Source organism: Aeromicrobium sp. Sec7.5 (genome assembly GCF_036867135.1).
GTDB lineage: Bacteria > Actinomycetota > Actinomycetes > Propionibacteriales > Nocardioidaceae > Aeromicrobium.
Map to the genome: position 1 here is coordinate 1 of NZ_JBAJIJ010000001.1, position 24254 is coordinate 24254.

A 24254-nucleotide genomic window follows, 5' to 3' on the forward strand; every position below is an offset into this window, starting at 1 on the left:
GGGACTGCCCCCGGTTTGGTTGACACCTGACGTGTGAGGATTCGTTCCTCGCAGGAGAGGATGTCGCCATGCCAGCGCCCTATCCCAAGGAGTTCCGCGACGATGTCGTGGCTGTGGCCCGTCAGGGCCAGGCTCCGTTGTCGCAGATCGCCAAGGACTTCGGGATCTCTGAAGGGACCCTGTCGAACTGGTTGAAGAAGGCCGACATCGAGGACGGTCACCGGCCCGGGCTGACCGAGGCCGACCGTGCCGAGCTGCGTGAGGCCAAGAAGCGGATCCGGCTGCTCGAGCAGGAAAACGAGGTCCTGCGGCGGGCTGCGGCGTATCTGTCGCAGGCTAATCTGCCGGGAAAATAGCCTTCCCGCTCGTCCGCGAGATGGCCGCGGCCGGCGCCCCTGTTCGGGTGCCGGTCGCGGTGGCGAGCAGGGTCCTGGGGCTCTCGACCCAGGGGTACTACAAGTGGCTCAAGGACCCCGTCAGCCAGCGTGACTTCGACGACGCGCACCTCATCGACGTGCTCTACGACCTCCACGAGGACGACGCCACGTTGGGCTACCGGTTCCTGACCGACGAGCTCGCCGATGAGCACGGCATCACTGTCGGTGAGAACCGCGTCCACCGGCTCTGTCAGGTCGCTGGCATCACCGCCTCGCACCACAAGAAGCGGTCCAAGGCCGGCAGCACCGGGCCGCCGCCGCACGACGACCTTCTGGCCGTGGTCGACGAGCACGGTGTCGTCCGGCACGAGTTCGTCGCCGACGCCCCGAACAAGGTCTGGCTCTGGGACATCTCCGAACACCCCACCCGCGAAGGCAAGCTCTACATCTGCGCAATCAAGGACGTCTTCTCCAACAGGATCGTCGGCTACTCCATCGACACCCGGATGAAGGCATCGTTGGCGCAGTCGGCGATGCGCAACGCGATCGCGCTGCGCGCACCAGAGGCCACGGTGTGTCATTCGGACAGGGGCGGTCAATTCAGGGCCAAACGCACCCAGGCCCTCTTGGCCAACCATGGGCTGGTCGGCTCGATGGGCCGCTCCTACGGCGCCGGGGACAACGCGAGCATGGAGAGCTTCTTCGCCCTCCTGCAGAAGAACGTCCTCAACACCCGCCGCTGGGACACCCGCGACGAACTCCGCCTTGCGATGGTCCGCTGGATCGAGACCAAGTACAACCGACGACGCCGACAACGCGCCCTCGGCAAGCTCACCCCGACCGAGTTTGAGATGATCTACACGACCGCAACCGCGGCCTAATCAGCACAAACCCCGAGTGTCAACCAAACTCGGGGCAGTCCCGGATGCCTCAAGCCGACCGGGTCTCGATACGGGCTCGGCCGCGGCCGGCCTCCGCCACTCGACCAGCACGAGGAAGCGCTGGTCGAGTCGACCAACGGGTGGGGTGCCGACGAGAGGGCTGTGGACGCACGGTCGCATTCTTCGTCGAACTGGGCGACTGTCTCGTCCCATGGCCGGCTTCATGTACATCCTGCGTTGCGCGGACGGCAGCTACTACGTGGGCAGCACCCGCGACTACGTGGCTCGACTCAGGCAGCACAACGACGGGGAAGGCGCGGCCTACACGCGGCGGCGACTCCCCGTCGAGCTCGTGTACTGCCTGCCGTGCGAGTCAATCGTCCAGGCCTACTGGTTCGAGAAGCGTGTCCAAGGATGGTCGCGGGCCAAGCGGGAAGCGCTCATCGACGGCCGGCTGGATCTGCTCCCGGAGCTCGCGAGGAAGAAGTTCGACAAGCCAGATCCACCGGGTGCCGCAAGCTGACCGGGTCTCGATACTGGTCCTCGTTCCTCGGACCAACTCGACCAGCGGGTGGGTGGCCAGCACCTTCGCCGGTCGAGTGCTCGGCGAGCCCTGGCGAGCCGGCGTACCGAGACCCCCGCACCCGACAGCACCCGTCAACCACGGCCCGAGCGAACCTGACCGGGTCTCGATACCGGTCCTCGTTCCTCGGACCAACTCGACCAACGAGGTCGGCGGCCAGCACCTTCGCCGGTCGAGTGCTCGGCGACCAACGGGGTGGGTGGCCAGCACCCCGCCGGTCGAGTGCTCGGCGAGCCCTGGCGAGCCGGCGTATCGAGACCCCCGCACCCGACAGCACCCGTAAACCACGGCCCGAGTGAACCTGACCGGGTCTCGATACTGGTCCTCGTTCCTCGGACCAACTCGACCAACGGGTGTGGGGCGGGCGAGCGGACCAGATACGACGACGCCGCCGGATCCTCAGGGAGGATCCGGCGGCGTCGTCGATCGTGCGACTGCAGGTGTTACTTGGCGGCAGCCTTCAGCTTCGAGCCGGCGCTGACCTTCACGCCGTAGCCGGCGGGGATCTCGATGGTCTCGCCCGTGGAGGGGTTGCGACCGGTGCGGGCGGCACGCTCGACGCGCTCGACCGAGAGGATGCCCGGGATCGAGACCTTGTCGCCGGCGGCGACGGCCTCGAGGAGGACGTCGGTGAACGACGACAGCACCGAGTCGGCCACCGTCTTGGTGGTGCCGGACTTCTCGGCGAGGGCGGCGACGAGGTCACTGCGGGAAATAGCCACAACTGCTCCTTGAAAAGGTGGATCTGGATCGTCGCCAGTCTAGGGAGCCGTGCCCGACTGCCCACCACCGGGGCGCGCGTGTTGCCTGAAGTTTCGGCATTTTTCAGGTCCAGCGTCCTGGCGTGACCCGGTCGCGGTGCTCCGCGACGAGCTGGCGGTACTCCGGACGCGGGACCTCGACCACCCCCAAGGAGGCCAGGTGCGGGGTGCTCCACTGCACGTCCACGAGCCCACCCGCCATGCGCCGGCACAGCTCCACGAGTGCCACCTTCGACGCATCCGTGGCCCGGTGGAACATCGACTCGCCCGCGAAGAGGTCGCCGATCTCGAGGCCGTAGAGGCCGCCCACGAGCCCGCCGCCGGCGTCCCAGACCTCCACCGAGTGCGCCCAGCCGAGCTCATGCAGCCGCACGTACGCCGCGCGGATCGGCTCGTCGATCCAGGCGCCGGGGCGGCTCGGATCGGCGCAGGCGTCGATGACCTCGTCGAACGCGGTGTCGACCGACGTCGTGAACCGGGCGACCGACCGGCGCAGGGATCGACTCACGCGCACGTCCTCGGGCCACAGGACGCCGCGCGTCATCGGCGACCACCAGAGCGGTTCACCCCGGTCGTCGCCCATCGGGAAGGCGCCGGCGCGGTAGGCCGCGATGATCGTGGGTGGCTCGAGGTCGGCCCCGCCGGCGATGCAGTCGACCGGTGGCAGATCGCGGTCGGGCGAGGTGGGCTCGGGGAACTCCCACACCGACGGGGGGAGGGGGACGGGGTCGGTCATGGCCGTCAGTCGCGGGCGCTGACCCGGGTCAGGTGGTGCAGGGGCGCCTCGCCCCACTGGCGCCACTCCTGCGCCGTCGCGCTCGACAACGCCCGCCACCACGTCAGGCACCGGTGCACCGACTGCGTGAGCCACGCGGCGGACAGGTCGCCCGCGAGCTCGTCCGGGGTCAGGTCCCACGCGCCGGCGTAGGAGGCCAGCACCGGTTCCCACTCGACGGCGGGATCGTCGTCGATCACGCCGCGCGGCACGGCCAGCACCTCGAGCGCGTGCGCCCACTGCGCGTCGCCGAAGTCGAAGAGCCGCAGGCCCGCGGCCGAGGCGAACACGTTGTCGGTGTGGAGGTCACCGTGCTGCAGCGTCACCGGCAGGGCCGAGCCGACGAGCCGCACCGACGCCTCCACCACGGCGGGCCGCGCCTCGACGAGCGCCGCCCGCAGGCCCTCGTCGACGTGGCAGGGATGGTCGGCGTCGAGCTCGGCGAACAACGTCACGAACCGGTCGTAGAGGTCGACCGTACGCGCGGGGCGGCAGTCGGGCAGACCCGTCGCCAGGATCGCCTCCTCGTGGAGGGCCAGGCGCTGCTGCAGACCGGCGACGCCGACCATGAGCGTCTGCCAGTCGGCCGTGGTGGCCGGCCGCGTCTCGCGCCACGTCGGGCCGAGGTCGGCCGCCAGGATCCAGCCGCGCTGCGCGTCGACCACCCGCGGGCGGGTCACGTCGTCGGGCGCCAGCTCGGCGAGCACCGCGTGGAGCCCCGCCTCGTAGGCCGCACCCGGCGGCAGCGCCTTGAACCAGTAGCGACCGGCATCGGTCTCGATCCGCAGCTGCGTCGACCACGGGCGGATGCGCACCTGCTCGACCGCGAGGACCTGGGCCTCGTCGATCTGCTCGGCGACCCACGTCTGCGCGTCACGACGCCACTGGTCCGACGCGACCTCGTCGGAGAACGCGCGGTCCATGCCCGAACGCTAGCGGTCAGCGGGGCCGGCCGCCCGGTTCCACCGCTGGTCGAGTGGCCCGAGAAACGTCGCCCCCACCTGCTGGTCGAGTGGCCCGAGGAACGTCGCCCCCACCTGCTGGTCGAGTGGCCCGAGGAACGAGGGCCGTATCGAGACCCGGTCACGGTCAGGCAACCGGTGGACCGGACGGTGACTGACGGGTGCCGTCAGGTGCGGGGGTCTCGATACGGCCGCTCGCAGAGCTCGCGAGCCACTCGACCAACGGAGGGGCGGGCTCGCCGACCACTCGACCAGCGAAGTCGCCCCCACCTGCTGGTCGAGTGGCCCGAGGAACCAGGGCCGTATCGAGACCCGGTCACAGCGAGGCAACCGGTGGACCGGACGGTGGCTGACGGGTGCCCTCAGGTGCGGGGGTCTCGATACGGCCGCTCGCAGAGCTCGCAAGCCACTCGACCAACGGAGGGGGCGGGCTCGCCGACCACTCGACCAGCAAAGTCGCCCCCACCTGCTGGTCGAGTGGCCCGAGGAACCAGGGCCGTATCGAGACCCGGTCACGGTCAGGCAACCGGTGGACCGGACGATGGCTGACGGGTGCCCTCAGGTGCGGGGGTCTCGATACGGCCGCTCGCAGAGCTCGCAAGCCACTCGACCAACGGAGGGGCGGGCTCGCCGACCACTCGACCAGCAAAGTCGTGCCCACCTGCTGGTCGAGTGGCCCGAGGAACGAGGGCCGTATCGAGACCCGGTCACGGTCAGGCAACCGGTGGACCGGACGGTGAGTGACGGGTGCCCTCAGGTGCGGGGGTCTCGATACGGCCGCTCGCAGAGCTCGCGAGCCACTCGACCAACGGAGGGGCGGGCTCGCCGACCACTCGACCAGCGAAAGGGTGAGCTCGAACGGCGAGTCGCGCGCACCTAGAGGCGGCGGTCCTTGAGCTCCTTGGCGGCGTACTGACCGACCTGCCGGGTCTGGTACGCGTCGGTCCCGCCCGCGACGACACCGCCGGCCACCGGGATGCGGCGCGCCATCAGCGTCACCGCGCGGCGACCGACCGTGCGCGCGAACAGCTCACCCGTGAGCTCGCTCGCGATGATCTTGTCGAGCTCCGGCGCGTGCGACGGGGCGGTGGCCAGCGCCATCGGGGGCGACGGCAGGCTCTTGCGCTTGACGAGCTCGCGGACCTTGTCCTCGCCGAGCATCGCGGCGAGGATCGCGTTCCGCACGCGGGGGTCGTCGAGGTCGTAGCCGCGCAGGTGCGCGATGCCGGCCACCAGGTGCGCCTGCAGCAGCGTGACGCCGGCGATGTTGGCGGGCACGGACACCGCGAGGGTCATGATGCCGCCGAGGTTCGTGGCGAATCCCTGGGCGCCGGCGAGTCCCACGTGGGTGCGCGTCAGGGTGCGGATGGCCTGCTCGACGTCACCGTGTGCGTCGACCATGTGCGTCGTCGCCGACTCGGCCGCGGAGCGCAGCGGACCGATGCCGTCGATGGCCTTGTCGAGGGCCTGGCGCACGAAGCTCCAGCCCACCTTCGGCGCCGCCTGCTTGCCTGCGACCCGGGCCACCTTCTTGCCAACTCCCATGGCGCGAGTCTAGGAGCGGGAGGATGCGGCTGCTCGTGAGCGAGATGTGATCTGCACGGCTGGGTCGCGCCTCGAGGCCGTGGTGGGATGGCTCTCCACCCTCCAGGAGTCCGTCATGAGCCACCCCTCCCCGTCGACCTCGCCGCCCGCCTCGACTCGACTCGACGACCAGCAGATGCGCGCGGTCGTCCTCGACGCGGCGCGTGCGACCCCCGAGGTGCGCCTGGTGCCTCGCCCCACACCGCCGCCCGGCGGAGTCGTGGTGCGGGTCGAGGCCACCGGCCTGTGCCGCAGCGACTGGCACGCGTGGGCCGGCCACGACGAGGACATCGTGTTCCCGCACGTGCCGGGGCACGAGCTCGCCGGTGTCGTCACCGAGGTCGGTTCTGGCGTCGAGCGGTGGGCGGTGGGAGACCGCGTCACCGTCCCGTTCGTGTGCGGGTGCGGCGCGTGCGCCTGGTGCCGCGACGGCCAGGCTCAGGTGTGCCCCGACCAGCAGCAGCCGGGATCCACGCACTGGGGGTCGTTCGCCGAGGAGGTTGCGCTGCACGCCGCCGACACGAACCTCGTCGCCCTCCCGGACGAGGTCGGCGCAGCCGCGGCCGCGAGCCTCGGGTGCCGCTTCGCCACCGCCTACCGGGCGCTCGTCGGCCGGGCACAGGTCACGCGTGACGAGTGGGTCACCGTGATCGGTGCTGGCGGCGTCGGGCTCAGCGCCGTGATGATCGCGAAGGCCCTGGGCGCGAGGGTGGTCGCGGTCGACCGGAACCAGGAGGCGCTCGACGTGGCGCTCGGGCTCGGGGCGGACCACGTGCTGCTCACGGACGGGCGGGACGTCCCGACCGCGATCGCCGCGCTCACCGATGGTGGGAGCCACGTCGCCGTGGACGCGGTGGGCAGCGAGCAGACGTGCGCGGACGCGATCCTGGGACTTCGCCGCCGCGGACGCCACGTCCAGGTCGGCCTGCTGCCACCCGTCGACGGACATCCGCGCGTGCCGATGGCCCGGGTCATCGGCTGGGAGCTCGACCTCCTCGGCAGCCACGGCATGGCCGCCGCGGACTACCCGGCCATGCTCGCGATGATCGAGGACGGGTCGCTCCAGCCCCAGCGCCTCGTCGAGCGCACGATCGGCCTCGCCCAGGCCGCGCAGGAGCTGCCTGGCTTCGACCGGGCCACCATCGCGGGGATGACTCTCGTCGACCCGACACTCTGAGTCTGGGCGGATGCATGCGCAACTGGTTGCGTATGCATCAAGTTGCGTACTAATCTCCCCCGCATGGCACTCGAGCACGCGATCCTCGTGTCTCTCGCGGAACGGTCCGCGAGCGGCTACGAGCTGGCGCGCCGGTTCGACGCCTCGATCGGCAACTTCTGGAAGGCCAGCCACCAGCAGATCTACAAGGTGCTGGGGCGCATGGAGGCCGACAAGCTCGTCGAGTCCGAGCTCGTCGCGCAGGACTCCCGGCCCGACAAGAAGGTCTACGCGATCACCGGCGAGGGGCGCGACGAGCTCGCCGCCTTCACGACGACCCCCACCGGGCCGGAGGTGTTGCGAAGCGACCTGGCCGTGAAGCTGCGGGCCCTGCCGTTCGGCGACCGGGACGCGGTCATCGCCTCGGTGCGGCAACGGCTGGCCGACCACTCCGCCAAGCTCGCCGACTACGAGGCGAGCAGCGCGCGCTTCTACCCCGACCCGTCAGCCATCCCCGACGAGCAGCTCGGCGCGTGGCTCGTGCTCCGCGGCGGCATCCGTGCCGAGCAGGGCGGCATCCAGTGGTGCGAGGAGATCCTTCAGGCGCTCGACCGTCAGGTCATGCCTCAGGCGCTGGGGGAGCGGCGATGAGCCAGCAGGCTGCGCACGCCGATCACCAGCACGATCACGCCGAGCGTCATCGCCGTCCCGATCAGCACCGCGTGCACCCAGAAGAACGCCTGCGGCGTGCTCGACCACGCCTCGCCGGCCCACGCGCGGTCGTCGTCGACGATCGCCTTCGCGAACCGCGGCCAGATCACCACGTTGAACAGGCCGGCCACCACGAGCATACGTGCCGAGAGCTTCGAGATCACGTCCCCATGAAACAGGAGCACCCCCGATGAGCGAGTACCCGCACCTCCTGAGCCCCCTCGACCTGGGCCACACCACGCTGCGCAACCGGGTCATCATGGGCTCGATCCACTCCAAGCTCGAGGACCGCGCGAAGGACATCCCCAAGTGGGCCGCCTACTTCGCCGAGCGGGCCAAGGGCGGCGTGGCGCTCTCGATCACGGGCGGCATCTCGCCGAACCGCACCGGCTGGCTGCTGCCGTTCGGCGGCACCATGAACTCCACCAAGATCGCCGACCGCCACAAGACCGTGACCGACGCGGTGCACGAGCACGACGGCAAGATCGCGATGCAGGTGCTGCACGCGGGTCGCTACGGCTACCACCCCTTCGTCAAGGGCGCCTCGAACCGCAAGTCGCCGATCTCGCCCTTCAAGCCACGCGCGATGAGCACCAAGGAGGTCGACCAGACCGCCACGGACTTCGCGAAGGCCTCGAAGCTCGCCCGCCGCGCCGGCTACGACGGCGTCGAGATCATGGGCTCCGAGGGCTACCTGGTCAACCAGATGCTCGCGGCGCGCACCAACACCCGCACCGACGCGTGGGGCGGCAGCGCGGCCAAGCGCATGCGGTTCCCCGTCGAGATCGTCAAGCGCACGCGCGAGCTCGTGGGCGACGACTTCATCGTGCTGTACCGGATGAGCCTGCTCGACCTCGTCGACAACGCCCAGTCGTGGGAGGAGACGATCGAGCTCGCGCACCTCCTGGAGGAGGCCGGCGTCAGCATCATCAACACCGGCATCGGCTGGCACGAGGCCCGCATCCCCACGATCGTCACGTCGGTCCCGCGCGCCGCGTTCGCGCCGCTCACCGCTCGCCTCAAGGCCGCGGTGTCGGTCCCCGTGGTCGCGTCCAACCGGATCAACACCCCCGAGGTCGCCGAGCAGATCCTGGCCGACGGCCAGGCCGACCTGATCTCGATGGCCCGCCCCCTGCTCGCCGACCCCGACTTCGTGAACAAGGCCGCCGAGGGTCGCGCCGACGAGATCATCACCTGCATCGCGTGCAACCAGGCGTGCCTCGACCACACGTTCAAGAACCAGCGCGCCACCTGCATGCTCAACCCGCGCGCGGCCTTCGAGACCGAGCTGGTCCTGCTGCCGACCCGCACGGTCGAACGCATCGCCGTCGTGGGCGCCGGCCCGGCGGGGCTTGCCGCAGCCGTCGAGCTTGCGGGCCGCGGCCACGAGGTCGAGCTCTTCGAGCAGGCTGCGGAGATCGGCGGGCAGTTCAAGCTCGCGATGGAGATCCCCGGCAAGGAGGAGTTCACCGAGACGATCCGGTACTACCGCCGCATGCTCGAGGTCCGGAACGTGAAGGTGCACCTCGGCACGCGCGCCACGGTGGAGGACTTGACCGCAGGCTGGGGTGCCGGGCCTGGGGCGGCGAAGGACAGAGCCTTCCAGCAGGTCGTCGTGGCCAGCGGTGTCGAGCCGCGGATCCCGACCATCCCGGGCATCGACCACCCGAGCGTCGTCACGTACCAGCAGGTCATCGGCGATCGCGTGCCCGTGGGCCAGACCGTCGCGGTGCTCGGCGCCGGCGGCATCGGCTTCGACACAGCTGAGTTCCTCCTGCACGAGCCCGACGAGTCCGTCGAGGAGTGGCAGGAGCGCTGGGGCGTCGTCGACCCGTCGCTCGAGGTCGAGGGCGGCGAGCGGGGCGGACTCGGCACCAAGGTGCTCGCGCCCCCGCGCCGCAAGGTCTACCTGCTGCAGCGCAAGACCTCTGACCTCGGCAAGGGGCTCGGCAAGACCACGGGCTGGGTGCACCGCCAGACGCTCAAGGACTCCGGGGTCGAGATGATCAAGGGCGTCTCGTACGACCGCATCGACGACGAGGGTCTGCACCTGACCGTGCGCGAGAACGCCAAGGCCGAGCCGGTCGAGATGCTCGTCAAGGCCGACACGATCGTGCTGTGCACCGGCCAGGAGTCGGTGCGCGACCTCGTCGACGGGCTCCAGGCCGCCGGCGTGCCGACGCACGTCATCGGTGGTGCCGACGTCGCCGCCGAGCTCGACGCCAAGCGCGCGATCAAGCAGGCCACCGAGCTGGCCGCGCTGCTGTAGCCGCGCCTCGGCCCGCCCCAGGAGGTGCCGTGCCATGTCCTGGGGCAGTGCCCGCGTCCTGTGGCACGGTGACCCGGTGAGCCTTTCAGGAGATCCCATGAGCTCGTCCGTGCTCGACGTCAGCCGCCAGGACGCGATCGCGGTGGTGACGCTGCACCGCCCGAGCCAGCGCAACGCGGTCGACCGGGAGCTCGCGGACGCCGTCGACGCCGCGCTCGGCGAGCTCGACGCCGACGACACCGTGCGGGTCGTCGTGCTGACCGGGGGCCCGACGTTCTTCTCGGCCGGCACCGACCTGCACGAACCGTCCAGCCCGGCCACCCCCGACGGCGGCGAGTACGGCCTGATCCGGCGCCACCGGAGCACGCCGATCGTCGCGGCCGTCGAGGGATTCGCCCTGGGCGGAGGGTTCGAGATCGTCCTCGCGTGCGACCTCGTCGTGGCGGCCGACGACGTGCGGTTCGGCCTGCCCGAGGTCAAGCGCGGCGTGATCGCCAACTGCGGTGCGTTCTTCCGCGCCCCCGCGAAGCTGCCGCCGAACATCGCGACCCAGATGCTGCTGACCGGGGAGACGCTGCCGGCCCGCCGCGCGCACGAGCTGGGTCTGGTCAACGTCCTCTGCGCGCCGGGCTCGGCCCTCGACTCCGCGCTCGAGCTGGCAGCCGCGATCGTCCCGAACAGTCCCTCGGCCGTCCGCATCACGTTCGACGCCCTGCAGGCCGCGCAGCGCGACGCCGAGCGCGAGCTGTGGCCCCTCACCGACGACGCGGCCGCGCAGGTCGCCGTCTCGGCCGACCGGGCCGAGGGGATCGCCGCGTTCTTCGAGAAGCGGCCTCCGCACTGGTCCTGAACCACGCCGGGCGACGTCGCCGCCGGTGAGTACCGTCGAACCCATGAGCACCACCACGAGCACCCAGATCCGCCTCGCCCGCCGCCCCGTCGGCGAGCCCGCCGACAGCGACTTCACGACCGACACCGTCGAGGTCCCGGAGCTCGGCGAGGGCGACGTGCTGCTGCGCACGGTCTACCTCTCGCTCGACCCCTACATGCGCGGGCGCATGAGCGACGCCGAGTCGTACGCCGACCCGGTCGAGCTCGGCGCCGTCATGGAGGGGTCCACGGTGTGCGAGGTCGTCGAGTCGCGCGCCGACAACCGGCCCGTCGGCACCTTCGTGCTGGCGCACACCGGCTGGCAGAGCCACGCCGTCGTGCCCGCCCGGCAGACGCGTCGCCTCGACCCGGCCACGGCACCGATCTCCACCGCTGTCGGCGTGCTCGGCATGCCCGGGTTCACCGCCTACGCCGGCCTGCTGCAGATCGGTCGCCCCCAGGAGGGCGAGACCGTCGTGGTCGCCGCGGCCGCCGGACCCGTCGGCTCCGCGGTCGGGCAGATCGCCAAGGCGAAGGGCGCGCGGTCGGTCGGCATCGCCGGCGGTGCCGAGAAGGTCCGCATCCTGCGCGAGGAGTTCGGTTTCGACGTGGCCCTCGACCACCGCTCGCCCGACTTCGCCGCCGAGCTCAAGGCGGCCACGCCCGACGGGGTCGACGTCTACTTCGAGAACGTCGCCGGCACGGTCGGCGAGGCGGTCATGCGGCGCATGAACCCCTACGGACGCATCCCGGTCTGCGGGCTCGTGGCCGACTACAACGCCACCGAGGCGCGTGAAGGGGCCGAGCCGGGCCCGGCGCTCCTGCGCCGCGTGCTCACCAAGAGCCTCACGATCCGTGGCTTCATCCAGAACGAGTTCGTCGCCGACCATCACGAGGACTTCCAGCGCGACATGGGCGCCTGGGTCGCCGACGGCACCGTGAAGTACCGCGAGGACGTGGTCGACGGGCTCGAGAACGCAGTCGACGCGTTCCGCGGCCTGCTCACCGGTCGCAACGTGGGCAAGCTGCTCGTCCAGGTCGGCGAGGACCCCAGCCGGTGAGGATCGACCGACCCAGAGTTCATCTGCTCAGAGTTCATCTGCTCAGGGCGATCAACGTCGGTGGCACCGCGAAGCTCCCGATGGCCGAGCTGCGGGAGGTCGCCGCGGAGCTCGGCGCCACCGATGTCGCCACCTACATCGCCTCGGGCAACCTGCTGTGCACGCCACCGGGTGAGCCCGAGGCGTTCGACCGTGCGCTCGAGCAGGCCATCGAGGATCGCTTCGGGTTCTTCCGCGAGGTCATCAGCCGCAGCCGCGAGGAGGTCGCGGCCGCCCTCGCGGCGCACCCGTTCGAGGTCGTGGAGCCGAAGTTCTCGTACGTCACGTTCCTGGCTGCCGAGCCCGCCCCCGAGGCCGTCGCTGCGGCCCACGAGGAACCCACCGGGGACGACCGCTGGGAGGTCGTCGGCCGCGAGATGCACGTGCGCTACGCCGACGGCGCCGGGCGCCCGCAGATGAAGGACGCCACGATCGGTCGGCGGCTGGGCGTCGCCGGCACCGCCCGCAACCTCAACACCGTCCAGAAGCTCCTCGACCTGACGGGCTAGGGCGTCCGCCCCTTGAGGTGCGAGGAACGAGCCTCGAAAGGGGTACCCGAGCCCACGCCGTGACCGAGGTTTCGAGGCTCGCGCCGCAGGCGGCACTCACACCTCAACCACCGGGGACTCCATCCGCCCCTTGAGGTGCGGCGTGCGACTCGTTCCTCGCCGCCCCACCGGTTCGTTCCTCGCCGGTGCCGGGCTCCGCTCGGGCGCCTGCCTCGCCTGCGGCTCGGCCCAGGGATCCACCGGTGGTCAGGGCGGAGCCTTGGCGGGTGGGGCTCCCGTTCCCGACCTACGCTGGGCGCGTGGGAGTCGGAGAGCTGGCGATGCTGCTGGACCGCGGCGAGGTCCTGCTCCTGACCGGTGCGGGCGTGTCGACCGACTCGGGCATCCCCGACTACCGCGGACCCGACAGCGTGCCGCGCAGCCCCATGACGTTCCAGGAGTTCGTCGCGACACCGGAGGCCCGCCAGCGCTACTGGGCCCGCGCGTTCGTGGGCTGGAGCCGCATGTGGATCGCCGAGCCCAACACCACGCACCGCATCGTGGCCGACCTGGAGTCCGCCGGACGTCTCACCGGTCTCGTGACCCAGAACGTCGACGGCCTGCACAGCCGAGCGGGGCACCGCGACCTCGTGGAGCTGCACGGCGCGATCGACCGGGTCGTCTGCCTCGACTGCCACGACCTGACCCCGCGCCCCGACCTCCAGGACCGCCTGGAGCTGCTCAACCCCGGCTGGGCCGACCGCGAGGCCGTGCTGGCCCCGGACGGCGACGTCATCATCGAGCACACCGAGGACTTCACGGTGGCCGCGTGCGAGCGCTGCGACGGCCGGCTGAAGCCCGACGTCGTGTTCTTCGGCGAGAGCGTGCCCAAGCCGACCGTGGCGCACTGCTTCGACCTGGTCGACCACGCCGCCTCCCTGGTCGTGCTGGGCTCGTCGCTCCACGTCATGAGCGGGCTGCGGTTCGTGCGCGCCGCCGCCAAGCGCGGCATCCCCGTGGCGATCGTCAATCGGGGCTCGACCCGCGGCGACCCCCTCGCGACCGTGCGCATCGACGCCGGCGTCGCCGAGACGCTGACGGCTACGGCGCAGGGTTCGGTCGGCCGCACCACGGCCTAGGCTGATCGCATGGTCTTCGCCCGGGCAAGTGCCGTGATCGGTCTCATCGGTGCGGTGCTGGTCGTGATCGGCAGCATCGGTCCGTGGGCGACGGTCGCGGGCTCCAGCGTCGGCGGCCTCGACGGCGACGGATGGATCACGCTGGTGCTCGCCCTCCTGGCCGGGGGGTTCTGTGCGGCCGTCTTCGCTCCCGCGTCCGTCGCCCGGATCATGCGGTGGTTCGTCCTGCCGTGGGTCCTCATCGCGCTGCTCGTCGCCGTGATCGACATCGTCGACATCAGCAGCACCTCGAGCGAGTTCTCGAACCAGTTCTCCGATGACATCTTCACGCTGTCGGTCGGCTGGGGACTGTGGCTCGTGCTCGCCGGGTCGATCGTCGCCCTGGTGGCCGCCGTGGCGCTGATGATCGCACCCATGCCGGCCCCGCCCCGACCCGCGCCGTTCGTGCCGGGTCCGTACGTGCCGGGCGGCTACGTGGCGCCCGGGTGGCAGCAGCCCTACCCCGGCCAGTACCCGCCGCAGCCCTATTCCGCGCAGTACCCGCCACAGCCATACCCGCCCCAGCCGTATGCGCCCCAGTACCCAAACCAGGGTCCGCCGCAGCCGTACCCCGGGCAGTACCCGCCGCAGGCCCAGCCGCCGCAGCCCTATCCGCCGCAGCCACACCGCCAGCCGCCCCCGGCGCCGGCTCCGCCGGCCTGGCCCACGACCGGTCCGGCCTACCCGGGCTCGACCGACTCGGGGTCGACCGACGCGGGCGGCGGCTCCTCGGACTGAGCCCACGGGCCGCGCTTGTTCCCGCGACCTCTCCCCATGGCGAGGCCGGCGGCCCGGACCTACGGTCGAGCCATGACGCAGATCCGCATCGGCGCAGGACTCATGGCTCTGGGGGCCCTTGTCTGGATCCTCGGCGCCCTCGCGCCGTGGAGCTCGATCGGTGACCAGGACTACCCCGGGGCCACGGGCTCGGAGGTCGCGTGGATCGCTGCGGTCCTCGTCGTGCTGGTCGCGGCCTCGAGCGGGCTCGCGGGCCGTCGGGTCGCCGCGGTCACCCGGTGGTTCCTGCTCCCGGTCGCAGCATTCGGGCTGCTCCTGACGGTCGCGATCATGATCGACGTCGCCACGTCGACCGCTGCCGACGTGGCCCAGACCCTCGACCAACCCGACCGGGTGCGCGAGAACGCCTGGGGCGTCTGGGTCAGCCTGGTCGGGGCGATCATCGCCACCGTCGGTGGGATCATCGCGGTCCTCGCGCGGTCGCCGCGCGGCGACCGCGCCGTCTCGACTAGCTGAGCTCGCGCACCCGCACGGTCTCGGGCAGCGCTGCGAGCGCCGTGAGCACGTCGGGGCCCACATCGGCCGCGACGTCGGTGACGGCGTAGCCGAGCTCACCGCGGGTCGCGAGCTGCTGACCCTCGATGTTGACGCCGTGCTCGCCCAACAGCATGTTGATGCTGGCCAGCACGCCCGGCGCGTTGCGGTGCACGTACGCGACGCGCTTCTTGGCCGGGTCCACCGGAAGGTTCATCTCCGGGAAGTTGACGCTCAGCGACGTGCCGCCGGAGGCCGCGTAGGAGCGCAGCTTCGACGCGACGAACCGGCCGATGTCCTGCTGCGCCTCCTCGGTGGAACCGCCCACGTGCGGCGTGAGGATCACGTTGGGCACGCCCTGCAGCTCGGAGCTGAAGGGGTCGCCCTGGCGCTTGGGCTCGACGGGGAAGACGTCGAGCGCGGCGCCGGCGATGTGGCCGGACTCCAGGTGCTCACGCAGCGAGGTGGTGTCGACCGCGATGCCCCGGGAGAGGTTGAGGAACAGCGAGCGCGGCTTCATCGCCGCGAACTGCTCGGCGCCGAAGAAACCGGCGTTGCCGGGGCGGCCGTCGACGTGCAGCGAGACGACGTCGGCCTCCTCGAGCAGCTCCTCGATCGTGGAGCACCGCTTGGCGTTGCCGAGCGCGAGCTTGTCGTCGATGTCGAAGAAGATGACCTTGAGGCCGAGCGCCTCGGCGATGACCGACAGCTGGCTGCCGATGTTGCCGTAGCCGATGATGCCGAGCGTGCGGCCCCGCACCTCGTGGCTGCCGGCGGCCGACTTGTTCCAGACGCCGCGGTGCATGTCGGTGGACTTCTCGTGCAGGCGACGCGCGAGCGAGATGATCTCGGCGATCGCGAGCTCGACGACCGAGCGCGTGTTGGAGTACGGGGCGTTGAACACCGCGATGCCCGCGCGCGACGTGGCCGCGAGGTCGATCTGGTTCGTGCCGATGCAGAACGCGCCGATCGCGAGCAGGTCCGGAGCGTTGTCCAGCACCTTCTGCGTGATGTAGGTCGTGGAGCGGATGCCGAGCAGGTGCACGCCCTGGATGGCCTCGATGAGCTCGTCCTCGCTGAGCGCACCGTCGCGGGCCTCGACCTGGTAGCCCTTGCCGCGCAGGAAGTCGCGGCCGTCGGCGTGGATGTTCTCGAGCAGGAGCACGCGCACATCGGCGTCGTCGAGGCGCCGGGCGGGCAAGGAGCTGTCGTGGGTCATGGTCGTCATCGTCATGTCGGGGGCCTTTCGGTCAGCTGACTCGTGCGGGGGTCAGGGGCTGACTCGTGGGCCCAGGCGAACGGTCCCGATGTCATGATCTGCCGGCTCCCCGGTGGTCTCCCACCTCAACGCCAGTCGCCGGCAACACCGTCGAGTCTACCCCTGCTGCATGCGCTTGATCCCGTCGAGCGCCTCCGGTGGGACGGGCATGTCCAGGTTGGCCAGGCGCACCTGTCCCTGCGCGATGAGCTTGCCGTCCTCACCGACCGAGTCGAGGTGCCACAGCTGCTGGGTGCGGCCCCGGTGGATCGGGGTCGCCGTGGTGGTGATGACGTCACCGACCTTGGCCTGGCGGATGAAGTCGGTGCTGTTGTTGGTGCCCACCACGACGCCCTTGTCGCCGAGCCAGACCTGGCCGCCGGTGCTGGCGGTGGACTCGTGCACGGCGCAGTAGACGCCGCCGTGCGGGATGCCGAACGGCTGGAGGTGCTGCTCGCCGATCGTGAACGTCACGACGACGCGGTCGGCCGTGAGCTCGAGGTGCTCCACACCGAGGACGCCGTCGAGGCCGGGGATCTGTGCCATGCCGCGAGCGTACCGACGCGGTGCGCTGACGGGGAGACGTCCCCGTGGCCACGGGGCGTCCGGGTCTCTATCGTCGACCCATGAGGCGTGTGGGAGCGGTGGTCCTGGTCGTGGTGGTGGCGACCACCCTCGTGGCCTGCGGTGACGACGAGGTCTGCGTCTCCGCTTCGACCTCCGCCTCGACCTCCAGCCTCCTGTCGTCCGGCTGCGGCCCGGACCGCGTCGAGATCGCTCCGAACGAGGCCGACGAGCGATTCGTGATGGACCGCGCGCTCTCGATCGGCGAGGTCGGCCAGCTCGCCGTGCTTGCGGTGGAGGAGTCCGGGGACGACGAGCTGGTGGCTCTCGCCGAGGCGTACGGGGTTGAGACCGGCGACCTGCTCGATGCTTTCGGCCGGTTCGAGCGGAAGTGGGACCTGCCCGAGACGGTCTACGAGGACGCTCCTGTGGGCATCGACCTGCGCGAGTACGCCGGCGACGACGACTACGCGGTGCTCGAGGACCTTTCCGGCACGGAGTTCGACGAGTCCTGGATCGAGGTCATGCTCGGTCGCGCCGACGACCAGATCGACGTCACCGAAGACCTGCTTCAGGAGGGCGACCACCTGGGGCTGCGCAGCGCTGCGGAACGGTGGATCAGCGCGAACGAGGCACTGCTCGACGGCCTGCAGGACCTGCAGCGAGACCTCTCGTCATGAGGACCCGGGGACCTCTCCCTCTGTCACCCGGACGGCCGTGGTCCTAGCCTCGGACCCATGAGGACACTCGGGGCGCTCGTCGGCGCAGCGCTGGCCCTGACGCTCGTCGCATGCGGGTCGGACGACGCCCCCGGCCCCGGCGGACCGGGGCAGGGCGACCGCAACGAGGCCGACGAGACCTTCGTGGAGGTCGCTGCGGGCAGCACCGGCACCCTGCGCCAGATCGCGGACCTGGCGGACGAGAGCGCCGAGTCCGACGAGCTGCGGGGCCTCGCGGACGAGATCGTCGACGAGCTCACGGTGGTCGGCGACCGCCTGGAGGAGCTGGCGGACGAGTGGGACCTGCCCGAGGTCGTGTCCGGCAGCGCCGGCAGCCTGCCCGCCCAGGAGCAGAGCGAGGACGGGAAGCGGCTGCAGGAGCTCGAGGGTGCGGAGTTCGACGCGCTGTGGGTCAACGTCGTGGCCGAGAGCCTGGCGGCCGTGCAGGGATCGGCCGACAGGGTCGTCGAGCGCGGTCAGGACGCGGACCTGCGCGAGCTGGCCACGGACCTCGCGCAGGACTGCGCCGACTGGATCGACGAGCTCAGGAGTCTGGGGGTCTGACCCGAGGCCAGCGGCGGTGGGCGAAGCCCCGCCCCTTGAGGTGCGACGAGGAACGAGGAGCCTCGAAAGGGGTACCTCAGCCCACCACCTGACCAAGGTTTCGAGGCTCGCGCCGCAGGCGGCACTCACACCTCAACCACCGGGGCATCCGTCCGCCCCTTGAGGTGCGACGAGGAACGAGGAGCCTCGAATGGGGTACCCGAGCCCACCACCTGACCGAGGCTTCGAGGCTCGCGCCGCAGGCGGCACTCACACCTCAACCACCGGGGGTGGGCGAATCCCCGCCCCTTGAGGTGCGACGAGGAACGAGGAGCCTCGAATGGGGTACCCGAGCCCACCACCTGACCGAGGCTTCGAGGCTCGCGCCGCAGGCGGCACTCACACCTCAACCACCGGGGCATCCGTCCGCCCCTTGAGGTGCGACGAGGAACGAGGAGCCTCGAAAGGGATACCCGAGCCCACCACCTGACCAAGGTTTCGAGGCTCGCGCCGCAGGCGGCACTCGCACCTCAACCACCGGGGGGGTGGGCGACGCGCATGCTTGATTCGCATACCCCATGGGGGTATGATCGGGGGCATGGCACAGGACATCCCCGGGTACTCCGACGACAAGGTCGCGGTCCTCAAGCGGCTCAAGCGCATCGAGGGCCAGGTACGGGGCCTCACCCGCATGGTCGAGGACGACACCTACTGCATCGACGTGCTGACCCAGGTCAGTGCGACCACCAAGGCCCTCGAGGCCGTGGCGCTGAAGCTGCTCGACGAGCACCTCGCGCACTGCGTCGTCAACGCGGCCCGCGCCGGCGGCCCGGAGGCCGACATCAAGGTCAAGGAGGCGTCCGACGCGATCGCCCGCCTCGTGCGCTCCTGACACCTTTCCCACCGCGAGATCCTGAGGAGGACCCATGAGCACCACCACCTACCAGGTGACCGGCATGACGTGCGCACACTGCACCGCCGCCGTCACCGAGGAGCTGACGTCGCTCGACGGCGTCACCGAGGTTGCGATCGACCTCGTCAAGGGCGGCACGTCACCCGTGCACGTCACCGCAGCACGCGAGCTGAACCGAGAGGAGGTGGCGACAGCGGTCGAGGAGGCGGGCTACGAGCTGGCCCGTCCCGGCTCGCTGCCGCTCGCCTGATGACCACGACCCCCGACCAGACCACGACGCGCCTCGACATCGGCGGCATGAGCTGCACCGCGTGCGCCACCCGCATCGAGAAGAAGCTCAACCGCCTCGAGGGCGTCGAGGCCACCGTCAACTACGCGACCGAGCGCGCCACGGTGCGCGCCGAGGCCGGCGTCGACACCCAGGTGCTGATCGAGACCGTCGAGCGCACCGGCTACACCGCACAGGTGCGGGACCCTCGCGGCTCGGCCCACACCGACCACGGCACCGACCACGACGGGCACGGAGGGCTGCACGGCGTCGCCTCGATGCGCCGCCGCCTGATCGGCTCAGCCGTGCTGGCCGTGCCGGTCGTGCTGCTGTCGATGATCCCCGCCCTGCAGTTCGACTACTGGCAGTGGCTCACCCTCGCGCTCGCGACCCCCGTCGTCCTGTGGGGCGCCTGGCCGTTCCACCGCTCGGCGCTGATGAACGCCCGCCAGGGCGCCGCCACGATGGACACCCTCGTGAGCGTCGGGGTCGGCGCGGCCTTCCTGTGGTCGCTGTGGGCGCTCGTGCTCGGCGAGGCGGGCCACATCGGCATGACGATGCGCTGGACCTGGCTGGCCCAGGGGAGCGGTTCGCACGAGATCTACCTCGAGGTCGCGGCCGCCGTCACGGTGTTCGTGCTCGGTGGTCACTACCTGGAGGCCGGCGCCAAGCACCGCTCGAGCGCGGCCCTGCGCGCGCTCATGGAGCTGCAGCCCGCCGTCGACATCGCCGTGGGCGAGACCTTCACGGTGCGTCCGGGCGAGCGGGTCGCCACCGACGGCGTCGTCGTCGAGGGCGAGTCGAGCGTCGACGAGCAGATGCTCACCGGCGAGTCCGTCCCGGTCGACAAGGCCCCCGACGACGAGGTCACCGGCGCGACGCTCAACGTCTCCGGCCGGCTCGTCGTGCGCGCCACGGCGGTCGGCGACGACACGCGCCTGGCCCAGATGGCGCGGCTCGTGGAGGAGGCGCAGGAGGGCAAGGCCGAGGTGCAGCGCCTGGCCGACCGCGTCTCGGCGTGGTTCGTGCCGGTGGTCCTCGTCCTCGCCGTGCTGACGTTCGGGGCGTGGCTGCTGCTCGGCGGTTCACTGCTGCAGGCGTTCACGGCCTCCGTGGCCGTGCTGATCATCGCGTGCCCGTGCGCCCTCGGGCTGGCCACGCCCACGGCCCTCATGGTCGGCACGGGGCGCGGCGCCCAGCTCGGCATCCTCATCAAGGGTCCGCAGGTCCTGGAGTCCACGCGACGCATCGACACCGTGGTGCTCGACAAGACCGGCACCGTCACGACCGGCGTCATGGGCGTCGTCGAGGTCGCGCCCGCGGACGGGGTCGACGAGGCCGAGCTGCTGCACGTCGCGGCCACGCTCGAGCACGCCTCGGAGCACCCCGTGGGCCGGGCCATCGCGGGCCGGGCCGAGCACGGCACCCTCGAGCAATTCCGCAACCACGCGGGCCAGGGGGTCAGCGGCGTCGTCGACGGGGAGCCCGCACGCGCCGGCCGGCTGAGCTGGATCGGCGACACGGCCCGGCAGGGGTTCCGGGCCCCGGGCGGAGAACGACAGGGAACCGTCGTGGCCGTCGAACGAGCCGGGCGCTTCCTCGGCACCGTCACGGTGGCCGACACCGTCAAGGAGTCCTCGGCCGGCGCCATCGCCGAGCTCCGCTCCCTCGGGCTCGAGCCGATCCTGCTGACGGGCGACAACCACGAGGTCGCGCAGTCGGTGGCGGCCGAGGTCGGCATCGACCGGGTCGAGGCCGAGGTCACCCCCGACGACAAGCTGCGCACGATCGAGCGGCTCAAGGCCGAGGGGCGCGTCGTCGCGATGATCGGTGACGGCGTCAACGACGCCGCGGCGCTCGCGGCGAGCGACCTGGGCATCGCGATGGGCACGGGCACCGACGTCGCGATCGCCGCGTCGGACCTCACGCTCGTCGAGGGCGACCTGAGCAAGGCCGCCGAGGCGGTCCGTCTGGCGCGCGCCACGCTGCGCACCATCCGGCGCAACCTGTTCTGGGCGTTCGCCTACAACGTGGCCGCGATCCCGCTCGCGATGTCGGGCTACCTCAACCCCATGGTCGCGGGCCTGGCCATGGCGTTCAGCTCGGTCTTCGTGGTCGGCAGCTCGCTGCGGCTGCGCACCACGCGGCTGGTCTGACCCTGCGAGGCTCGTCGCCAGGGCTTCTCGCACCTCAGGGAGCGGGACTGGCGGAAGGCGGGCGTCCGAGGCGCGCACTAGGGTCGGATCCATGACGCAGCCTCCCGCCCCGCCCGGGCCGCCGAACCCCCCGAGCCCGCCGGGTCCTCCCTCGCCGCCCGGCCCCGGGGCCATGCCGCCGGGTCCAGCGCAGCCCGCCATGGGTGCCGTGGCGCTGACCGTCCAGGGCTCGGTCATGACCTCCAACGCCATCACCCCGAGCTGCCGCATCAACGGCTACCCGGTCAAGGTCCGCTACGGCGAGAACCTGATCCCGGTGCCGGCCGGCCCGGCGCGCGTCGACCTGTCGGCGCAGTGGCTGCGCACGTACGGCCAGGCCGCGCTCGAGTTCCAGGTCCAGCCCGGCCAGACCGTCCCGGTCTTCTACGCCGCCCCCATGCACCAGTTCACGACCGGCACGATCGGCCACGCGAAGGTCAAGCGCAAGGGCGTCGTGCCGTTCGTCATCATCATGGCGGCGATCCTCGCGATCGCGGTCACCGTCGCGGTCGGCGCCATCGTGGGCGCCTGACCTAGGCTCGCCCCATGACTGCACTGCTCACCGTCACCGGCACCCTGGTCGTCCCGGAGACCTTCGACGTCCCCGCGGGCGCGGTCGCCACCGTCAAGGTCGTCGACGCCGGGGGCGAGGTGCTCGGCGCCGCCGCGTTCGACGTCGAGATGACCCCCGTCGACTGGGCCGTCACGATCGACACCCAGCTCGTGCCGGACACGGGCGACCTGCTCGTCTGGGCCATGCTGCGCACCAGCGCCGGGGTCTGGGGAACTCCGGAGCTCGCGCCCGCCACCAACCCGGAGACCGTGCTCGAGCGCGTCGACGGCGACTGACGTGCGCCCCGGCCCCACCGCGGGCGTGTCGCACATCGACCCCGACGAGGCCGCAGGCGCCGACGCGGGTCCGGTCCTGGAGCGGGTCGCACGCCTGCTCGCGCCGTACCGCACGCAGCTGTTCCTGGTGCTCGGCGCGGTCATCGCCTCGGCCGCCCTCACCTCGCTGATCCCCTTCCTCACGAAGGCCGTCTTCGACAACGCCCTGTTCCCCACCGACGGCGGAGGCGTGCAGCTCGACGTCCTCGGCTGGCTCGTCGTGGCGATGTGCGTCATCCCCGTCGTGACGGCCCTGATCTCGATCGCGCAGAACTGGCTCACGTCCACGATCGGCAACTCGGCCATGGCCGACCTGCGCGGTGAGCTGTTCGCGCACCTGCAGACGATGGAGCTCGCGTTCTTCACCGCCACGAAGACCGGCGTGATCCAGTCGCGGCTCGCCAACGACGTCGCCGGCGTCCGCACGGTGCTCACCGACACCGCCACGACGATCGTGCAGAACTCGGTCACGGTGCTCGCGGCGGTCGTCTCGATGGTCGTGCTGTCGTGGCAGCTGACCCTGCTGACGCTCGTGCTGATGCCGGTCTTCATCGCCGTGCAGCTGCGGGTCGGACGCCGCCGGCAGGAGATCGCGCGCAAGACGCAGGAGTCGCTGTCGGACATGACGGCGATCACCGAGGAGGCGCTCAGCGTCTCCGGCATTCTGCTGAGCAAGGTGTTCGACCGCGGCGACTCCGAGATCGTCCGGTACCGCGACGCCAACCAGCAGCAGGTCCGGCTGCAGGTCTCGCAGGCCATGACCGGCCGCACCTTCTTCGCCACGGTGCAGACGTTCTTCGCCATCACCCCGGCACTCATCTACCTGCTCGCGGGGTTGCTCATCACCGGCCAGGTCCCCGGGGGCGGCGATGCGCTCACGGCCGGCACCCTCGTCGCGTTCACGACGCTGCAGGCCCGACTCCAGATGCCGCTGCTCCAGCTCATGCGCGTCACGCTCGACGTGCAGACCTCGCTCGCGCTGTTCCGCCGCATCTTCGAGTACCTCGACCTGCGGCCCACCATCACCGAGAAGCCCGACGCCGTCGAGCTGCCCGCCCCTCGGGGCGAGGTCGAGCTGCGCGACGTGTGGTTCCGGTACCCGGCCCCGCGCTCGCTCGCGGGTCGTCAGCTCGAGCCCGTCGCCGACGCCGCAGAGACCGACTGGGCGCTGCAGGGCGTGTCGGTGCGCCTGCGCCCGGGCCAGTTCGCCGCGATCGTCGGGCCGTCCGGATCGGGCAAGACCACCGCCACGTACCTCGTGCCCCGCCTCTACGACGTCACGCGCGGCGCCGTGCTGATCGACGGTGTCGACGTCCGCGACCTCTCGCTCTCGTCGCTGGCGCGGGCCGTCGGCGTCGTCACGCAGGACGCGTACCTGTTCCACGGCACGATCCACGACAACCTGGCCTACGCCAAGCCCGGTGCCACCGAGGACGAGATCGTGCAGGCCGCCCGCGACGCCAACATCCACGACCGCATCATGGGGTTTCCCGACGGCTACCAGACCCTCACCGGCGAGCGCGGCTACCGGCTGTCCGGCGGCGAGAAGCAGCGCATCGCCCTGGCCCGCGTGCTGCTCAAGAACCCGCCGATCCTGATCCTCGACGAGGCCACCAGCGCGCTCGACACCGAGACCGAGCGCACCGTGCAGGAGGCGCTCGAGCGCGCCGCCGCCGACCGCACCACGATCGCGATCGCGCACCGGCTCTCGACCGTGCGGCAGGCCGACGTCATCCTCGGCGTCGAGGACGGCCGGCTCGTCGAGTCCGGCACCCACGAGGAGCTGCTCGCCGCCGGCGGCCTCTACGCCCGCCTCCACGCCGAGCGCGAGGTCTAGCGACGCGAAGCCCCCGCCCCTTGAGGTGTGAGCGAGGAACGAGCGAGCCTCGAAAGGGGTACCGCCACCCCTCACCTGACCGAGGTTTCGAGGCTCGTCGCT

General features: G+C 71.2%; 26 protein-coding genes and 1 riboswitch. Of the genes, 19 read left to right on the forward strand and 7 right to left on the reverse strand.

Annotated features, from left to right (window positions below; genetic code table 11):
- Positions 1–68: 68 nt before the first annotated feature.
- Positions 69–1258, forward strand: a protein-coding gene (locus V6S66_RS00005; protein WP_334204730.1) for an IS3 family transposase whose coding sequence is annotated in 2 segments (ribosomal slippage) — positions 69–347 and positions 350–1258 — 1188 coding nt in all. Because the reading frame shifts where the segments join, the coding sequence is not laid out codon by codon here.
- A gap of 211 nt (positions 1259–1469) precedes the next feature.
- Complete coding sequence (locus V6S66_RS00010; RefSeq protein ID WP_334204731.1) at positions 1470–1781, forward strand: GIY-YIG nuclease family protein; 312 nt, start codon at positions 1470–1472, stop codon at positions 1779–1781.
- A gap of 503 nt (positions 1782–2284) precedes the next feature.
- Here V6S66_RS00010 and V6S66_RS00015 read toward each other — a convergent pair.
- The 4 genes from V6S66_RS00015 to V6S66_RS00030 form a co-directional block, all read right to left on the reverse strand.
- Positions 2285–2563 carry an HU family DNA-binding protein gene (locus V6S66_RS00015; protein WP_442885871.1) on the reverse strand — a complete coding sequence of 93 codons (279 nt, stop codon included), beginning with the start codon at positions 2561–2563 and terminating at the stop codon, positions 2285–2287.
- A 103-nt stretch (positions 2564–2666) separates the two neighbouring features.
- Complete coding sequence (gene aat, locus V6S66_RS00020; RefSeq protein WP_334204732.1) at positions 2667–3338, reverse strand: leucyl/phenylalanyl-tRNA--protein transferase; 672 nt, start codon at positions 3336–3338, stop codon at positions 2667–2669.
- Positions 3339–3343: 5 nt separating this feature from the next.
- Complete coding sequence (locus V6S66_RS00025; protein ID WP_334204733.1) at positions 3344–4300, reverse strand: phosphotransferase; 957 nt, start codon at positions 4298–4300, stop codon at positions 3344–3346.
- A 915-nt stretch (positions 4301–5215) separates the two neighbouring features.
- The gene (locus V6S66_RS00030; RefSeq protein WP_334204734.1) at positions 5216–5884 is read right to left on the reverse strand and encodes an EcsC family protein; all 669 of its coding nucleotides are present in this window, start codon (positions 5882–5884) and stop codon (positions 5216–5218) included.
- A gap of 115 nt (positions 5885–5999) precedes the next feature.
- Between V6S66_RS00030 and V6S66_RS00035 the strand changes: the two genes are divergently transcribed.
- Together V6S66_RS00035 and V6S66_RS00040 are read left to right on the forward strand one after the other, a co-directional pair.
- Positions 6000–7100 (forward strand): zinc-dependent alcohol dehydrogenase family protein, encoded by a 1101-nt coding sequence (locus V6S66_RS00035; protein WP_334204735.1) that lies wholly within the window; start codon positions 6000–6002, stop codon positions 7098–7100.
- A gap of 63 nt (positions 7101–7163) precedes the next feature.
- Positions 7164–7730: a PadR family transcriptional regulator gene (locus V6S66_RS00040; RefSeq protein WP_334204736.1), complete on the forward strand. Its 567-nt coding sequence runs from the start codon at positions 7164–7166 to the stop codon at positions 7728–7730.
- On the opposite strand, the gene V6S66_RS00045 is transcribed toward V6S66_RS00040, so the two are convergent.
- Positions 7706–7954: an SCO4848 family membrane protein gene (locus tag V6S66_RS00045; RefSeq protein WP_334204737.1), complete on the reverse strand. Its 249-nt coding sequence runs from the start codon at positions 7952–7954 to the stop codon at positions 7706–7708. The two genes, V6S66_RS00040 and V6S66_RS00045, sit on opposite strands and share 25 nt — an antisense overlap.
- 26 nt (positions 7955–7980) lie before the next feature.
- On the opposite strand from V6S66_RS00045, the gene V6S66_RS00050 reads away from it, so the two are divergent.
- The 7 genes from V6S66_RS00050 to V6S66_RS00080 all read left to right on the forward strand — a co-directional run bounded on the left by V6S66_RS00050 (position 7981) and on the right by V6S66_RS00080 (position 14949).
- Positions 7981–10059 carry an NADPH-dependent 2,4-dienoyl-CoA reductase gene (locus V6S66_RS00050; protein ID WP_334204738.1) on the forward strand — a complete coding sequence of 693 codons (2079 nt, stop codon included), beginning with the start codon at positions 7981–7983 and terminating at the stop codon, positions 10057–10059.
- Between the two features lie 97 nt (positions 10060–10156).
- Complete coding sequence (locus tag V6S66_RS00055) at positions 10157–10909, forward strand: enoyl-CoA hydratase-related protein (protein WP_334204739.1); 753 nt, start codon at positions 10157–10159, stop codon at positions 10907–10909.
- Between the two features lie 43 nt (positions 10910–10952).
- Positions 10953–11990: an NADP-dependent oxidoreductase gene (locus tag V6S66_RS00060; protein ID WP_334204740.1), complete on the forward strand. Its 1038-nt coding sequence runs from the start codon at positions 10953–10955 to the stop codon at positions 11988–11990.
- On the forward strand, positions 11987–12538 hold the full coding sequence (locus V6S66_RS00065; RefSeq protein ID WP_334204741.1) for a DUF1697 domain-containing protein: 552 nt from the start codon (positions 11987–11989) through the stop codon (positions 12536–12538). The genes V6S66_RS00060 and V6S66_RS00065 overlap by 4 nt, the downstream gene beginning before the upstream one ends.
- Positions 12539–12837: 299 nt before the next feature.
- Positions 12838–13656, forward strand: a complete 819-nt coding sequence (locus V6S66_RS00070) for an NAD-dependent protein deacetylase (protein WP_334204742.1) — start codon at positions 12838–12840, stop codon at positions 13654–13656.
- Positions 13657–13665: 9 nt separating this feature from the next.
- On the forward strand, positions 13666–14433 hold the full coding sequence (locus V6S66_RS00075; protein WP_334204743.1) for a hypothetical protein: 768 nt from the start codon (positions 13666–13668) through the stop codon (positions 14431–14433).
- A gap of 72 nt (positions 14434–14505) precedes the next feature.
- Positions 14506–14949 carry a hypothetical protein gene (locus V6S66_RS00080; RefSeq protein WP_334204744.1) on the forward strand — a complete coding sequence of 148 codons (444 nt, stop codon included), beginning with the start codon at positions 14506–14508 and terminating at the stop codon, positions 14947–14949.
- Here the strand turns inward: V6S66_RS00080 and serA are convergent.
- Positions 14942–16186, reverse strand: a complete 1245-nt coding sequence (gene serA, locus V6S66_RS00085; RefSeq protein ID WP_334204745.1) for a phosphoglycerate dehydrogenase — start codon at positions 16184–16186, stop codon at positions 14942–14944. The two genes, V6S66_RS00080 and serA, sit on opposite strands and share 8 nt — an antisense overlap.
- 62 nt (positions 16187–16248) lie before the next feature.
- Positions 16249–16335, reverse strand: a riboswitch (ZMP/ZTP riboswitch).
- Between the two features lie 7 nt (positions 16336–16342).
- A complete protein-coding gene (locus V6S66_RS00090; RefSeq protein ID WP_334204746.1) occupies positions 16343–16771 on the reverse strand; it encodes a PaaI family thioesterase in 429 nt (142 codons plus the stop codon).
- Positions 16772–16851: 80 nt separating this feature from the next.
- Here V6S66_RS00090 and V6S66_RS00095 point away from each other — a divergent pair, with 80 nt between their 5' ends.
- From V6S66_RS00095 to V6S66_RS00130, 8 genes are all read left to right on the forward strand, one after another.
- Entirely contained in the window at positions 16852–17469 is a 618-nt protein-coding gene (locus V6S66_RS00095) for a DUF305 domain-containing protein (RefSeq protein ID WP_334204747.1), read from the forward strand.
- Between the two features lie 57 nt (positions 17470–17526).
- On the forward strand, positions 17527–18072 hold the full coding sequence (locus V6S66_RS00100) for a DUF4142 domain-containing protein (RefSeq protein ID WP_334204748.1): 546 nt from the start codon (positions 17527–17529) through the stop codon (positions 18070–18072).
- A 577-nt stretch (positions 18073–18649) separates the two neighbouring features.
- Complete coding sequence (locus V6S66_RS00105) at positions 18650–18943, forward strand: metal-sensitive transcriptional regulator (RefSeq protein ID WP_442885872.1); 294 nt, start codon at positions 18650–18652, stop codon at positions 18941–18943.
- Positions 18944–18977: 34 nt separating this feature from the next.
- Positions 18978–19214, forward strand: a complete 237-nt coding sequence (locus V6S66_RS00110; protein ID WP_334204749.1) for a heavy-metal-associated domain-containing protein — start codon at positions 18978–18980, stop codon at positions 19212–19214.
- Complete coding sequence (locus V6S66_RS00115; protein ID WP_334204750.1) at positions 19214–21388, forward strand: heavy metal translocating P-type ATPase; 2175 nt, start codon at positions 19214–19216, stop codon at positions 21386–21388. The genes V6S66_RS00110 and V6S66_RS00115 overlap by 1 nt, the downstream gene beginning before the upstream one ends.
- A gap of 199 nt (positions 21389–21587) precedes the next feature.
- Positions 21588–21959, forward strand: a complete 372-nt coding sequence (locus tag V6S66_RS00120) for a hypothetical protein (protein WP_334204751.1) — start codon at positions 21588–21590, stop codon at positions 21957–21959.
- Positions 21960–21973: 14 nt separating this feature from the next.
- Positions 21974–22276 carry a YbaY family lipoprotein gene (locus V6S66_RS00125; protein ID WP_334204752.1) on the forward strand — a complete coding sequence of 101 codons (303 nt, stop codon included), beginning with the start codon at positions 21974–21976 and terminating at the stop codon, positions 22274–22276.
- A 1-nt stretch (position 22277) separates the two neighbouring features.
- Positions 22278–24152: an ABC transporter ATP-binding protein gene (locus tag V6S66_RS00130; protein ID WP_334204753.1), complete on the forward strand. Its 1875-nt coding sequence runs from the start codon at positions 22278–22280 to the stop codon at positions 24150–24152.
- The last annotated feature ends 102 nt before the right edge of the window (positions 24153–24254 follow it).